Genomic DNA, 14,163 nt, shown 5'->3' with positions numbered 1-14,163 from the left:
CTTAGATCTCTCCTCCAGTCCCTGTGCCGAGCAAAAACGAAGTTAATTGTACTTTTTGCAGCTATTTCAGTCTCAGAAACACTATGAGCTGTATAAATGTACTTTGTGCAATTATTTTTGATGAATTTATCTTTATCCTCACCTTTGATGAATTATAAGTGTACAAAGTGCAACTAAACCATCAGAGTGCAATTATACGTCTGATATAGTTGTATATAGTGCAATTATTCTCCCACTCCTACCATATTTGATCTGGTCGCATAGCTTTCACTTCATATTGTCGAACCCGTTCTCCTGTAATTACAGGCTTTAGCAGCCCTTTCTCACTCAACGAGTGTAGCAATCTGCGCGCCGTACGAAAGTTAATACTGAAATGCATGATCACATCCTTCGGACGGATCGCCCTACCCAGTCGCCAAGCCAACCGAAGAACCTCCTTCTCCTCGGATAAAATATCCACGCTTGCAGATTTACGCGCCAAATGAGGTGCCAACACTAATTGCAATAGCATCCGGCACACCTCGGGGCGGTGCTGGAGATCATCAACAGAAAAATGAATCATTTTCCACCCCATTCCGGTCAGAAAAGTGTCCCGATTCACTGCATAGTTGAATCTCTCGCGGTCCATGTCCTTCACATGGCTTTGAAACCCGTCGCACTCAATCCCGAGACTGCTGCCGCTCTGCGGAAGAAAAGCGAAGTCCAGGAACTGAGATTTACGGTTCCAGTCGTAAACTTCGTATTCTGGATGCAAATCATCGAGACTCTCAAACAATGACCACCATACATTCTGCAAGAACAGCTTCTCAGCATAATTATGCCCTCTAACCAGCCTCCCTCTTCTTTCTCCTGATCTTTCAGTCAAGTGCTTATTAATGAACATACCATGTGCTTCTTCAAATTCCATTATGGTATCCTCCCCTATAAAAATGAAAAAACGCCCTTCACCGCAAACCATGCGGATAAAGGACGTTCTTCGTCTGACTTCAGTATAACAAGTTCAGTTAGTGATTTGCATTAGAAATTGCACAGACTTCGACTACACTCTCTGATCGAACTTACGCCCGACTACGACCATGCATCGTGATCGCTTCCTCGACCTTGATGCAGCGGTCCATAATCGCCGTCATACCGTGCTCAGCGGCGATTTCAGCGGCTTCCTGACTGATAATTCCCTGCTGCAGCCAGAGCACACGTGCGCCGATGTCAGCGGCTTCCTGTGCGACCTTAGCACAGTGTTCGCTACGACGGAACACATTGACAATGTCCACCGGCTCTGGAATTTCTGCTAACGTATGATAGCACTTCTCTCCCAGTATTTCACCGTCAACCAAAGGGTTTACAGGGATAATCCGATATCCCCGACTTTGCATAGCACCCGCAACCATATAGGAGGTACGGTCTGTTTTGTCAGACAGGCCAACAACAGCAATATTACCGGCAGAAGCAAGGATATCTCCGATCTGCTCCCGGCTTGGATTCTCAAAGCTCATACTTAGTGCCCCTTTCCATAGTTACACTTTATGGTCCTGATTTACTTCACTGAAGACGAAGCTAGTTTCGCTAGCTCCCTTACTTCTATTGTACCCACTCCACATTCGCACCAAGCGCACGCAGGTGATCAAAGTATTGCGGATACGACTTAGCGACATGGTGAGCATCCTTGATCAATAGTGGTTTACGCGCTCGTAAACCTACTACTGACAAAGCCATAATTACACGGTGGTCGTAATGTGCGTTGATGGTCACACCACCTTCGACACCTTCCGGCATGCCGTGAACAATAATTTCATCGCGGCGTTCCTCAACATTGGCTCCTGCACGAGTCAACTCTGCCAAGTAATCAGTTATACGATCACATTCCTTATATCGCAGATTCTCAACGTTATAGAATCGCGAAGTACCTTCAGCAAATACAGCAGCAGCTACCATAGCCAGCACTGCATCGGTTGCAGCATCACCGTCGAATTCAACGGCTTTCAGAACACCGTTCCCTTGTACGTGTACCGTTCCCTCATTATGAGTAAGAGGTACTTCCATCATACGCAGTACATCAACAATGGCTCTTTCTCCCTGTTTACTCTGTTCCACAAGTCGATGAACCTTAACATCCGACTTTGTAACAGCCGCCGCCGCAAGAATAGCCGCGGAGCCAGGATAGTCACCTTGAACCGTATAAGTCTTAGCCGCATAGGCTTGACGACCCGGCACTTTAAAGGACATGTAATCATCCGCCGCATGAACCACAATTCCCGCCTGCTCCAATACTTCTAACGTCTGACCTACGACAACCTTCGATTTCAAATCATCAAGGACAATAATTTCACTATCTTCTTCAAGCAATGGTGTCAGGAACAGAAGAGCGCTTAAGAATTGGGAGCTGACTGCACCGGAAACTGTAATTTTACCCCCAACAGGTTTACCTCCACGGATCGTGATCGGCAGTTTTCCTTCGTTATGCTCTACCTTCACACCAAGCTGTTCTAGAGACACGATCAGATCGTCATGCGGACGTTTGCCCAATGAGTCAGGATACGTATTTACAAATGTAACCTCAGGGCTTAGCGCAGCCACAGCCATTAGAAAACGTAATACTGCTCCAGCATTCCCCACATTAAGTTCCTTAACATCCTTCGGTTTACGTCCAAAGCCTTGAATCACAATTTTCTCATCATCTTCTGTGAGTACAGCTCCCAAATCTGCAATACAACGACGGATGGCATCGCTGTCTTCACTATGTGCCGGATGATAAATCGTACTTACACCTTCTGACAATGCGGCAACAAGTAAATAACGAGTGGTATAGTTTTTGGAAGAGAGGGCTCCGAATTCCCCCTGCAGAGATGGCGTTGGCCTAACAATAACGTCCATAATATAAACTCTCCTTAGTAGATATAGTAGTATGTAGTGCTTGTTTGACAGGGTAATCCATGCTTGTGTTATCATTAAACCATTCTTCTCATGAAAAGAGGTCACAACCATGCATAATGTTCCACAAATCACACCGCAAGAATTGCGGCAGTGTCTAGAGACAGGGGAAGACCTTGTACTCATCGACGTTCGTGAAGACGAAGAGGTTGCCTTCGGGATGATTCCCGGTGCACAGCATATCCCCATGGGAGAAATTCCACATCGCACAGAGGATATTCCAAGCGATGCTAAAGTAATCTTTATTTGCCGTTCTGGTGCACGAAGCCAGCGTGTATGCGAATATCTACAACAGTTTGGCATTAATGCTACAAATTTAAGCGGCGGTATGATTGAATGGAATGAAACACTCTCTTAAAAGCTCAACCGCGGTAATGCATTAAAATATGTTGCGACACTTCTGCCGCAGTCAGTCCCGTTGTATCGACCGTGTAATGCGCGAACAGGTAAGCATCATGGCGGTCTTCCATAATCCGTCTAACCCGTTCTTCTGCATTGCCGGCGAGCAGCGGACGATTCTGATCTCCACTAACGCGGGCAATAATCTCTTCTTCCGTTGCCGTCAGCGCAACCACATGCCCTTTACTCAGCATTAACGCTGTATTCCCCGGCGCCAATACTGCGCCTCCACCTGTGGATATTAATTTATTCTCGGACTCTAGCATACGTTTTAGAACCGCTGTTTCCACACTTCGAAAGTATTCCTCGCCATCTTCTGCGAAGATTTCCGCAATGCTTCTGCCTTCAGTTTCAGTAATGACATGATCTAAATCAACCAGCTCATAGCCTAGTTCCCTAGCTAAAATAGCACCTACTGTTGACTTCCCTGTTGCCATCATCCCTACTAAAATAATGTTCTTATTTCTTTGCTCTTCGTTCAACTTTTTATATTCTTCTGTATCCCCAGTCATGTCTATCCTCCAACCGCGATATTTGTCATATCATAACACAGGGTCAAAACATTAGACAATCTGCTTCACATAGTAAATACACATCATATTTTCAACAAAAAAGGCCCGAAAGCCTCCCATTTCTGGTGAAGCAATTCGGGCCACTTTCTCACATAAACGCTTACCGCCCTATAGGACGCCGAGAACGTTTTTGCTTATTACCGTAACAGACTAGATTATTCTGCTGACATCCAGTTGTGGTGGAAGACGCCTTCTTTGTCTACACGTTTGAACGTGTGAGCGCCGAAGTAATCACGTTGAGCCTGTAGCAGGTTCGCAGGCAGTCTTTCTGTACGATAGCTATCATAGTAAGCCAATGCGCTGGAGAAACCAGGTACTGGAACACCCATCGTTACAGCTGAAGCGATAACTTTACGCCATGCGGATTGATAATTGTCCATAACATCCTTGAAGAAAGGATCAAGCAATAGGTTTTTAAGGTCTGCATTGTTCTCGTAAGCATCTGTGATGTTTTGTAGGAAACGGGAACGGATAATGCAGCCTCCACGCCAAATTTTAGCCAACTCGCCATATTTCAGATCCCAACCGTATTCGTCGGAAGCTACGCGCAGTTGAGCGAAACCTTGAGCATAGGATACGATTTTACTTGCGAACAATGCTTTACGCACGTTCTCGATGAATTCAGCTTTGTCGCCATCAAATGGCGTAGTTTCTGGTCCGTTAAGCACTTTGCTTGCTTCTACGCGCTCATCCTTCATTGCAGACAAGAAGCGTGAGAATACGGATTCAGTGATCATGGACAAAGGTACGCCAAGATCCAGTGAGCTTTGGCTTGTCCATTTACCAGTTCCCTTTTGGCCAGCGGAATCAAGGATCACGTCAACCATTGGTTTACCAGTTTCTTCGTCATACTGAGCAAAAATATCTGTAGTAATCTCGATCAGGTAGCTGTCGAGCTCACCGCTATTCCACTCTTTAAAAATGTTGTGAAGTTCTTTTGCATCCAGACCTAGTACGTCTTTGAGCAGCTGATAAGCTTCACAGATCAATTGCATATCACCATATTCGATACCGTTGTGCACCATTTTAACATAGTGTCCCGCACCGTCTGGTCCGATATATGTACAGCAAGGCTCACCGTTAACTTTAGCTGAGATTGCAGTTAGGATTGGTTCTACTAGCTTATACGCGCTTTCTTGACCGCCAGGCATAATGGAAGGACCTTTAAGAGCTCCTTCTTCACCGCCAGAAACCCCAGTTCCGACAAAGCGGAAGCCTTTTTCTTCCAGATATTTACTGCGACGAACCGTATCAGGGAAATAAGCATTTCCTCCGTCGATAATAATGTCGCCTTGATCAAGATGCGGCAACAGTTGCTCGATGGTAGCATCAGTAGCTTTACCAGCTTGAACCATGATCAGAATTTTGCGTGGTGTTTCCAGCGAAGCTACAAATTCCTCAACGGAAAATGTGCCTACGAGGTTTTTACCTTCCGCCTCAGCAAGAAGATCATGTGTCTTCTCCGGTGAGCGGTTAAACACGGATACGGAAAAACCTTTGCTTTCGATATTTAGAGCCAAATTCTTGCCCATTACCGCCAAGCCAATAACGCCGATTTGTTGTTTTGCCATCTGGTCCTCCACCCTTTGCACCCTATATTTTTGGGAAATCCATTTCTCGCAGTATAAGAATACCACCCTTTATCAGAGACAGCAAAGCCTGCCCTGCGAAGAGAGATCAAATTCATAGACAAAACCATTGCCAACCTGAAAATGATCACAATGACTATTTTAACGTTTTTAGCGCCAGAAGTGAACCCCTGTCTGCAAGTTCTCACACAAATCTAAGACACCCCGAAGTTCGGGGTGCCCCTAAGCAACATTTGCCCGACACTTTGTTTACCATTCTAACGTATACAATTCCTTCGTCAAAAAGGTAAGCTGAGCTCGGCATTTGTCCGCGCGAACCGTATCCTCTGCCTTAAGTGCATCATTTAATCGATCCAGCTGCTCATCCACTTCAATCCTACGCTGGCGAATCCGTTCTTCCCCTTCAACAGAAAAATAGAGCTTGGTCAGCTCCTCATCGGTGAGCATAGGACCCTTCTGGTATAAGACTCGCTGCTGATAACCCGAGATTTCGACAAGACGTATCACTTCGCCGAACAAAATATTTTCAATAATAATCTGACGGTCTCGGAAACGTTTTACAATGGCATGGCCCCGCATGTCCCCAATTAATTTCTCCATCCATTCAGACAAGCGAGCATCACGAATCATATAGTCACCCACCAGTTTATAACCGTCTTTGATCCTTTGAAAACGTAATTTCACCAATTTACGGCCGGTACGGACTGAAATTACAAAGACCTGATCGTTCTCGCTCCAATATAGGGAATAACCTTTTTGAATCAAATCCTTGATCAGGTCCTGGATATGCTGTCTGTCGAAACGCAGCTCCAGGTTACAATACTCCACCTCGTCGTTTTTGTTCACGGCACTCCCCCCTAACTGCTCCACATCTGCAAAATCAACACCATTCGTTCCATTTCAGAGTATTTATGGCTGCCGGACCTCTTCAAGTAATCATTACTTTTTTGCGTTCGTCTTAGTCTTATTTTATACTTCAGTTTATGTAGAGGTAACTTGGTTTATTGACTATTTTTACCCCCAACAGACATTCTCCAAACGCTAATCGGAATTTTTTATTCCTTTCGGTCCTTTTGGGGCATTATCATTCACATATTATTGTTTGACATTATACCGAATGTCTTTTTAATTCCTAAAAAAAGCCGCTGACAACCTAATTCCCAGGTTGTCAGCGGCTTTTCAAATTTCAGATCAACTCGGATTAAATTTCAGCTTCGTTCTGTGCACAATGAGCAAATGCAGCCCGAAGAGCATCAGCATTACAATTGCACTTACTAGGAACGGGACGCCATGACCTACATGGTCCCATAGTCTCCCTGATAGTACCGGACCTGCCACCATCCCAGAGCCTTGCAACGTCAAGAATAGCCCCCATACAGTCCCTCGTTCCCCTTTAGGGACTTGCTTGGCTAGAAAGGCATTCCAAGCCGGGAGAATAAGCGCGTAGCTTATACCGACCAAAGCCACCGCGATAAAGGCAAGCGGCAGCCAGCGGACTTGTGAGAACAGAGCAAGGGAAAAGGCCGCGAGCAAAAAGCCGATATTCAGAAACACAGTTGTTCCAATTCGATCCACCAGCTTACCTGCTGGAATCAGAGTAAGCACCGTAATCCCCCCGCCTGCAATCAGAAGAAGACTAAACTGATTTGGACTAACATGAAGCTCTGTGCGTGCAAACAAAGTAACTACAGGGGTCATCAAGCCTATGGCAAAAGCCTGAAGAAATAAAGCGGGATATAACCATCGACTGACCTTAAGCGTCGTCTTAACCTGATGCAGTGTTCTTTTTATACTTTCTAACGGACTAATCTTTTTACGCTCAATAACTCCACCGAGCCCCTGCATGTCCCTTACAACGGCATGAGTTCCACTTGGCGAAATTCTCTTAGGTAGAAATAGGGCCACTACAACTACAACAGCTGCACAACCAAGCAAGACCAAAAAGGCTACACGATAGCTTTGTCCTCCATGATCCATCAAAAAATTCACTACAATCGGACCGATTCCCGTACCTGCCAGCGAGGCCATCTCGACAGCACCCATAGCTGCCCCGCTGCTGCCGCTTTTAGTAGATCCCGCCAATTCGGTGATCCCTGTCATCACACAAGGCCAAAGCGGGGATGTCCCGATCCCAAGAATAAGACAAGCAATCGATAACGTAACTGCTGTTTTAGCATATATTATCATGCCAACAGCTACTAGGATCAACAACAAGGCACTTGTCATGGTCCAGCGAAATCCTATGCGCTCCATAACCCAGCCAGAAGGACTGCGGAATAGATTATCACCCAAATACTGGAGTGCAAAGGCAAAACCTACTACCGTCACAGATAGACCCAAAATATTCTCCATATACACGGGTAACAAAGCGACAAGAAGCGACCCTTTCACAAATTCAACTAAAAAAATAATTACCCACATCTCCATAATAAATGGTGATGTCAGACTGATATGTGTACGTTGCACGGTTTTCGTGGACATTCTATCACATCCAAATCCTAGTATTCTGTAGATTGTTTTGTTATACTGATGCTTGCCTTAAATTTTAATATTCGCGAAAGGTTGTGACAGCATTAAATGAATCAACACCGTACTCCCCTCTTCACAGCTTTAAAAAAGCATGCCGCCGGCAATCCCGTTCAATTTCATATTCCGGGGCATAAGAAGGGGCTAGGAACCGATGCCGAATTCCGTGAGTTTATCGGCGATAACGCTCTATCCATCGATCTAATCAACATCGCACCGCTTGATGATCTACATCAGCCCACTGGCGTAATCCAGGAGGCTCAGAAGCTGGCTGCGAAGGCTTTCGGCGCCGACTATACGTATTTTAGCGTACAGGGCACGAGCAATGCCATCATGACGATGATCCTCTCTGTCTGCTCACCGGGTGATAAAATAATTGTGCCGCGTAACATTCATAAATCTGTAATGTCGGCCATTATCTTCTCCGGAGCCAAGCCTGTGTTTGTCTCGCCTGTTCAGGATGAGAATCTCGGGATAGATCACGGCATAACGACCAGTTCGCTGGAACGAGCGTTAAGGCGTCATCCAGACGCCAAAGGAGTTCTAGTAATCAATCCCACGTACTTCGGTGTATGCGCCGACCTGCGTTCGATTGTCGACCTGGCTCACCGTTACGGTGTACCCGTATTGGTGGACGAGGCACATGGAGTACTGATTCATTTTCACGAGGATCTGCCGGTATCGGCCATGCAGGCCGGAGCGGACATAGCTGCCACAAGTGTGCATAAACTTGGCGGCTCCATGACGCAAAGCTCGGTACTGAATCTAAATGCTAAGACGGGTCTGATTAACCCGCAACGGGTACAGACCATAATGAGCATGCTGACTACAACATCCACCTCATATATTTTATTAGCGTCCTTGGATACATCAAGACGTAATCTCGCGCTGAACGGTCATGAAATGGCGGAAAGAACCATTCGATTGTCCAACTATGCACGCGAAACGATCAATACGATCGAAGGCCTGTACAGCTTTGGAAAAGAAATCCTTGGGACAGAAGCCACATTTGATCATGACCCAACTAAGCTCAACATTCATGTGCGCCATTTAGGGATCACAGGATACGAAACCGAAAACTGGTTGCGCGAGAAGTACAACATCGAAGTAGAACTAAGCGACATGTATAATATTCTTTGCCTTATTACCCCAGGTGATACCCAAGAATCAGTAGATAAATTATTAGCTGCACTTCGGGTGTTGTCCGCTATTCATTATAGCAAGGGTGAAATTTACGAGCTTAAGGTTCAGGTTCCAGAAATTCCGCAGCTTGCTCTGATTCCAAGAGACGCTTTTTATGCGGATACGCAGTTAGTTCCATTCCGTGAATCTGCTGGCTACATTATTGCAGAATTTATATATGTATATCCGCCGGGAATTCCTATTCTTCTCCCTGGCGAAGTAATCACTCAGGATAACATCGATTATATTATTGACCATGTGGAGATTGGCCTTCCGGTTAAAGGTCCTGAAGACCGCAGCATCACTAACATAAAAGTGATTGTAGAAGCCGATCCTATATCCTAAGATCCATCATTTTCCTAAAAAACTTCATTCATTTATACAAAAACCCGATACCATAATAAGTATCGGGTTTCTGTATATAAACATCAACTGTCATATACACAATAGAACAGCTTAATTTAGTCGCTAAAATCTATTCTTGCTGAGCAAGCAGATTGTTGTAAGCTTCTTCAACAGCTTTCCATTCTTCTTCATCTTCGATATTGTACAATACCATTTCTTCGTCTTCTTCTTCCATACGCAGAATAATGCCGTCTGCTTCTGGATTCTCGCGCTCTAACAACAGAGCGTATAATTTCTCGCCTATGTCGAACGTTTCTACAAGCACCATTTCTACATCTTCGCCCTGCTCGTTCGTCAAGGTCAGCACAAACTCCTCGTGCTCATGGTCGTGATCATGCCCGCAACCGCATGCTTCACCATGCTCATGTTTGTGATCGCTCATTGTAATACCTCACTTTGAATTGTATTATCCTACATCTGGTATCGTACCACGTTAGATTAGTTCAGGTCAATTTAGAACACTCAATTGAGAGCCGTAATTACCTTCTCTGACACAAGAACATAATCTGCATTTTTCGAAGATTTCATATAAAAGCCCACCCGATATTTCCCGGTTTCTTTAAAATCATACGTAAACTCCGAGGTTGGAAACCAGAAATTATCCTTCTTCGAGCCTTCAAGCTCCTGCGACTGAATATCCTTAACATTACCAGATGGGTCCGTTATGGCTACTTTCACAGCTGAAACTTCTTCTGTTAAGCTATCTACTTGGGTTAATATCTTAATCTTGAGCTTGCCAACGTTAACGTTACCAAAGACCGTATTATCCTTAAAAAGAACAATATGAACATTAGGCTTAAGAATCGAGACTTTCCCAGAACCATCCCAACTCACAAGCCCGCCTGCTTCTCTAGCGGGAATATACGTTTTCCCATCAATTAAATAACCGCCGTCCACAATTTCCTTCCCGTTGTTCCAAACCCTGATTTTCTGATTAACGGAATCGGCGAACAATAATGAACCGCCCATTAAGGAAAAAGCAAACACGCATAAAGTTATTTTTTTCCATCTATTCATTTGAAACCCTCCAAATAATTCATACTGTTAATGTATACTTACTTTGTCTCAGCAAGTTGCGCTAATTGTAGGTAAATATTTCATTCATCTTGTGAAAAATGATATTATGGATTTGTTCAAAGTTGATATATTTAGCCATCAGTGATTTCAGGAGGGTACTTTCTTATGAGTCTGAGCCTACAAATGCTAGGAACCGGCAATGCTTTTGCAAAAAACTATTTTAACAATAATGGCTTGCTACTAGCGGATAATTATACCCTACTGATTGATTGCGGGATTACAGCTCCGCTTGCCATGCATACCATTGGAAAATCTTTCCGGGACGTAAATGCTACTCTAATTACGCATATTCATGCGGATCATGTTGGAGGTCTGGAAGAGCTAGCGCTAACCCTAAAACACGTCTACGGGGAAAAGATGAGATTACTTTTGCCTGAGACGCTTGTTGAGCCTCTATGGAACAACACATTAAAGGGTGGATTATATCAACAAGATGCAGTAGCTTCTCTTACCGATATCTTCGAGGTTACAACTATGAAACCCGGAATTACGTACAAGCTTGCTCCTTCTCTTTCGCTCGAGACCATACATACACCGCATATTCCCGGTAAAGATAGCTATTCTCTTTTAATAAATAACGAGATTTTCTACAGTGCGGATATGACTTTTCAACCGGATCTACTTATAAACCTTGTGCGTGAGCGCGGCATCCGAATGATTCTGCATGACTGTCAGCTTGGTGGATCAGGAGTTGTTCACACCACGCTGGAGGAGTTATTGTCTTTACCCGAGGATGTTCGACGTATCATCAAGCTCATGCATTACAGTGATGAACAACCGCAATTCGTCGGACTTACAGGAGAGATGGAGTTTATAGAGCAGCATCTAATTTATAAACTTTGACTATTATATAAAAAAAGACCGTACATTGACGTCCAAGGACGTTAGTACGGTCTTTACCTTTTGAACTATGAGAATGTCGGAAGATTATCCAAATTGTTGGTTGGATCCCCATCCGCGTCGCCGCGAATATAAGTCTCCCCGTCTTTACCTTTAAAAGCATTCACTCCGGCAATATTTCCGGCCTGTACTTCTTGAAGCGCTTGATCATACGCCAAGACACGTCCTGTGGAGGTCTGGAAACTGGTTAGATCTCCATCTCCATTTTTCTGTACGGCTACGAAACTTTCGCGTTCGTTATTTGGCACTTTAGTTCGCCCCTTGCAGTAGAATTTGCCATCATAAGGCACATCCTAGCTTGCTTCATGGAACGGTAAATTATGTGCGCTAATTTTAAAGAGTTTTCTGCATCCGTACATGTAGAATGCCTGCGTCATAAAAAGGTTCCGTAGAAATCACTTCATATCCTAGCTTCTTGTAGAAATTCTCAGCTTGACATTGTGCATCAAGAATCGAAGCTTCCAGTCCAAGTTCCCGAGCAAGCTCTTCCATAGCCAGCAACAGAACACGTCCGTATCCTTTAACTCGATAATCTTTCAGCACGGCGATACGCTGCATTTTGGCTGTACCTGCTTTGTAGTAAATCAATCTTCCTGTAGCGACAGGCACTCCTTCATCTATAATCAGAATATGGTGCGCATTCGGACCGATAACATCGTATTCATCAATTTCTTCCTCAACCGGTACCATTTGTTCCTCTACAAATACTTTAGTACGAATATCCAGCCCCATCCGAAGCTGTTCCTCTGTAGTAACCCGTAAGATTTCTGCCGCCATGTTAGTCGCAAACTCCTCTCTCTATGTATCCAACGATAGTTGTCTATTATATAAAAATTTGACTAGAAAGAAAAGCCTGAGCATGAGAAACCGTCTTCTGTCTCTGCTCTAATCTACAGTATAGACTTCTTCAGGAATCGAACGATTGTATGTGTCTTGCATCACTGGCGATAATGGAGGGTACTGACCTTTAGGTTTTCCATCTAGATTCGTCATCTCATTGATTTCCATGACTTTTGTTGGCTTGGTCTCGGAGCAACCTACCAAAACCATCAGTAACAACAGACAAACGCCGACTTCCCATTTCATAATTTTAGGCATGGTCATACTCCTTTCACCGTTCAACTGCGGTTATTCTCTTTACAGCTTTGACGGTTCAAGAGTTTTATAAACCATTGAAGAACTTCATTCTCTGATTCTAATCCTTAAAGATTCACATTTCCAATGACATGAACCATGTACATCATCCCTGCCAAAAAACCAGCTATTACAAAATAAGCGATGCCATATTTCCAGCGTGAGCTGGCTGGCACATCGTAATACTTATCATTCTCGTAGACCGTATAGCTAATATCGCAATTCATCTTAAGATGCATCCCATTCTCTAGGGTCACAGGCTCCAGCTGCGAGATACGCACCTTTTCAATTATGCATTGCTGAGGAAGTGTAGCTCTACCAATGTAGTTTAGTTGATCCCATCGCACCCCTACATACTGCTGTCTATCCAAATCACTGTAGGTTGTAAAAGGTAAATCTCTTCTATGCTCTGACCCTGGAATCATGTAGCCTGCATCTCTAAGTGGCTCTACTGGAATTAAGAAACCCTTCGTTACAGAATAAATACGATTGTTAGAACGTCTCTTAACATATTTGTTATACAGATCGTAAGCAAATAACGCCCAAATTATAAAGAATAAGATCGAACGCATATATATGATGATGCCTAAACCGCCCACGAGTCCCACAAGCCACAGCCAACGCGTAACCGCAGTAGCAATACGGCCACCGTCAAGCGGGTGAATCGGCAGCAGGTTAATCAGATTAAGCAAAAAACCTATATAAGCCAAGGAATAGAGTAGCGGACTATCCATGTAATAAGCCGCCCCAAAAACGGCTGTAGCCCCAACGGTTCCCAAAATCGGACCTCCAAAAGCAATATAAGCTTCCGTCTTCGCATCCAGCGGTTGTTTTTTCATTGTGATTAATGCTCCCAAAAACGGTATAAACAGTGGAGCGCTAACTGGAAGCCCGATTCGTTTAGCTGCTATTACATGCCCTAATTCATGGACTAGCAAGAGCAGAACAAAACCCACGGCAAACCCCCACGGATATATCAACGCATACGCCCATATCGAAATTATCATCGAAATTAGCGGCCCGGCTATTTTACCTATTTTCAGAAGGGACAAAATCGCCTTTCCTTTAAACAGGAGCATCGCCGTCCCGCCCCCCAACCATTTCCATGGCGTGGAAGAATTCTTTTTCTGCTCATTTTGCGGCAAGATCTCAAGCTCCTTTTTCTTTCAATTTTTATCCAACGGCTGTACATTACTATCCATTTTATCATAAGCGCTTAAGGAGTATTTCCATAAAAAAGCATTTGGCTAAATATACGGCGCAACTTTTAGAATCGTTTCAGCGTCAAACAAACAGATAATGGATAATTTTTACTATTATTCAAGGGAAGAAAGTGATTCCGCTCCAATACACTACCACCACACACAAAATAACCCGAATTTTATGGTTACCCGATAGGCTAACGCCGTGAACGTTATAGGCTACGAACCATAGACTGTTATCAGGGTTAT

At 44.3% G+C, this 14,163-nt stretch carries 16 protein-coding genes; 3 read left to right on the top strand and 13 right to left on the bottom strand.

The window, feature by feature from the left end; all coding sequences use genetic code 11:
- Positions 1–238: 238 nt before the first annotated feature.
- The 3 genes from NST74_RS11955 to aroA form a co-directional block, all read right to left on the bottom strand.
- Positions 239–907, bottom strand: a complete 669-nt coding sequence (locus NST74_RS11955; protein WP_341112227.1) for a hypothetical protein — start codon at positions 905–907, stop codon at positions 239–241.
- 151 nt (positions 908–1,058) lie between these two features.
- Complete coding sequence (locus tag NST74_RS11950) at positions 1,059–1,493, bottom strand: CoA-binding protein (RefSeq protein ID WP_042126802.1); 435 nt, start codon at positions 1,491–1,493, stop codon at positions 1,059–1,061.
- A gap of 85 nt (positions 1,494–1,578) precedes the next feature.
- Entirely contained in the window at positions 1,579–2,871 is a 1,293-nt protein-coding gene (gene aroA, locus NST74_RS11945; protein WP_076117649.1) for a 3-phosphoshikimate 1-carboxyvinyltransferase, read from the bottom strand.
- A 109-nt stretch (positions 2,872–2,980) separates the two neighbouring features.
- On the opposite strand from aroA, the gene NST74_RS11940 reads away from it, so the two are divergent.
- Complete coding sequence (locus tag NST74_RS11940; RefSeq protein ID WP_042126799.1) at positions 2,981–3,286, top strand: rhodanese-like domain-containing protein; 306 nt, start codon at positions 2,981–2,983, stop codon at positions 3,284–3,286.
- A 4-nt stretch (positions 3,287–3,290) separates the two neighbouring features.
- Here the strand turns inward: NST74_RS11940 and NST74_RS11935 are convergent, their stop codons facing one another.
- The 4 genes from NST74_RS11935 to NST74_RS11920 all read right to left on the bottom strand — a co-directional run bounded on the left by NST74_RS11935 (position 3,291) and on the right by NST74_RS11920 (position 7,969).
- Complete coding sequence (locus NST74_RS11935; protein ID WP_042126797.1) at positions 3,291–3,839, bottom strand: shikimate kinase; 549 nt, start codon at positions 3,837–3,839, stop codon at positions 3,291–3,293.
- Positions 3,840–4,054: 215 nt separating this feature from the next.
- Positions 4,055–5,470, bottom strand: coding sequence for an NADP-dependent phosphogluconate dehydrogenase (gndA, locus tag NST74_RS11930; RefSeq protein WP_076117650.1), 1,416 nt, complete (start codon positions 5,468–5,470; stop codon positions 4,055–4,057).
- Positions 5,471–5,737: 267 nt separating this feature from the next.
- Positions 5,738–6,334 (bottom strand): hypothetical protein, encoded by a 597-nt coding sequence (locus tag NST74_RS11925; protein ID WP_341112226.1) that lies wholly within the window; start codon positions 6,332–6,334, stop codon positions 5,738–5,740.
- A 345-nt stretch (positions 6,335–6,679) separates the two neighbouring features.
- Positions 6,680–7,969, bottom strand: coding sequence for an MFS transporter (locus tag NST74_RS11920; RefSeq protein ID WP_341112225.1), 1,290 nt, complete (start codon positions 7,967–7,969; stop codon positions 6,680–6,682).
- A 96-nt stretch (positions 7,970–8,065) separates the two neighbouring features.
- Between NST74_RS11920 and NST74_RS11915 the strand changes: the two genes are divergently transcribed.
- Positions 8,066–9,541: an aminotransferase class I/II-fold pyridoxal phosphate-dependent enzyme gene (locus tag NST74_RS11915; protein WP_042126789.1), complete on the top strand. Its 1,476-nt coding sequence runs from the start codon at positions 8,066–8,068 to the stop codon at positions 9,539–9,541.
- A 130-nt stretch (positions 9,542–9,671) separates the two neighbouring features.
- Here the strand turns inward: NST74_RS11915 and NST74_RS11910 are convergent, their stop codons facing one another.
- Both NST74_RS11910 and NST74_RS11905 read right to left on the bottom strand, forming a co-directional pair.
- Positions 9,672–9,983: a DUF1292 domain-containing protein gene (locus NST74_RS11910; RefSeq protein WP_036686118.1), complete on the bottom strand. Its 312-nt coding sequence runs from the start codon at positions 9,981–9,983 to the stop codon at positions 9,672–9,674.
- A gap of 80 nt (positions 9,984–10,063) precedes the next feature.
- Positions 10,064–10,618 carry a hypothetical protein gene (locus NST74_RS11905; protein ID WP_042126785.1) on the bottom strand — a complete coding sequence of 185 codons (555 nt, stop codon included), beginning with the start codon at positions 10,616–10,618 and terminating at the stop codon, positions 10,064–10,066.
- Between the two features lie 165 nt (positions 10,619–10,783).
- Here NST74_RS11905 and NST74_RS11900 point away from each other — a divergent pair, with 165 nt between their 5' ends.
- The gene (locus tag NST74_RS11900) at positions 10,784–11,521 is read left to right on the top strand and encodes an MBL fold metallo-hydrolase (RefSeq protein ID WP_341112223.1); all 738 of its coding nucleotides are present in this window, start codon (positions 10,784–10,786) and stop codon (positions 11,519–11,521) included.
- Positions 11,522–11,586: 65 nt separating this feature from the next.
- Here the strand turns inward: NST74_RS11900 and NST74_RS11895 are convergent, their stop codons facing one another.
- The 4 genes from NST74_RS11895 to NST74_RS11880 all read right to left on the bottom strand — a co-directional run bounded on the left by NST74_RS11895 (position 11,587) and on the right by NST74_RS11880 (position 13,857).
- Positions 11,587–11,826, bottom strand: coding sequence for a DUF3892 domain-containing protein (locus tag NST74_RS11895; protein ID WP_036686113.1), 240 nt, complete (start codon positions 11,824–11,826; stop codon positions 11,587–11,589).
- Between the two features lie 85 nt (positions 11,827–11,911).
- On the bottom strand, positions 11,912–12,355 hold the full coding sequence (locus NST74_RS11890; protein WP_042126779.1) for a GNAT family N-acetyltransferase: 444 nt from the start codon (positions 12,353–12,355) through the stop codon (positions 11,912–11,914).
- A gap of 108 nt (positions 12,356–12,463) precedes the next feature.
- Positions 12,464–12,676 carry a hypothetical protein gene (locus NST74_RS11885; RefSeq protein WP_341112221.1) on the bottom strand — a complete coding sequence of 71 codons (213 nt, stop codon included), beginning with the start codon at positions 12,674–12,676 and terminating at the stop codon, positions 12,464–12,466.
- A gap of 104 nt (positions 12,677–12,780) precedes the next feature.
- Positions 12,781–13,857, bottom strand: coding sequence for a site-2 protease family protein (locus NST74_RS11880; protein ID WP_341112219.1), 1,077 nt, complete (start codon positions 13,855–13,857; stop codon positions 12,781–12,783).
- Positions 13,858–14,163: the final 306 nt, after the last annotated feature.

This window comes from Paenibacillus sp. FSL F4-0125 (genome assembly GCF_038008565.1).
Classification (GTDB): domain Bacteria; phylum Bacillota; class Bacilli; order Paenibacillales; family Paenibacillaceae; genus Paenibacillus_AQ.
This window is presented reverse-complemented; position numbering and strand designations above follow the sequence as displayed.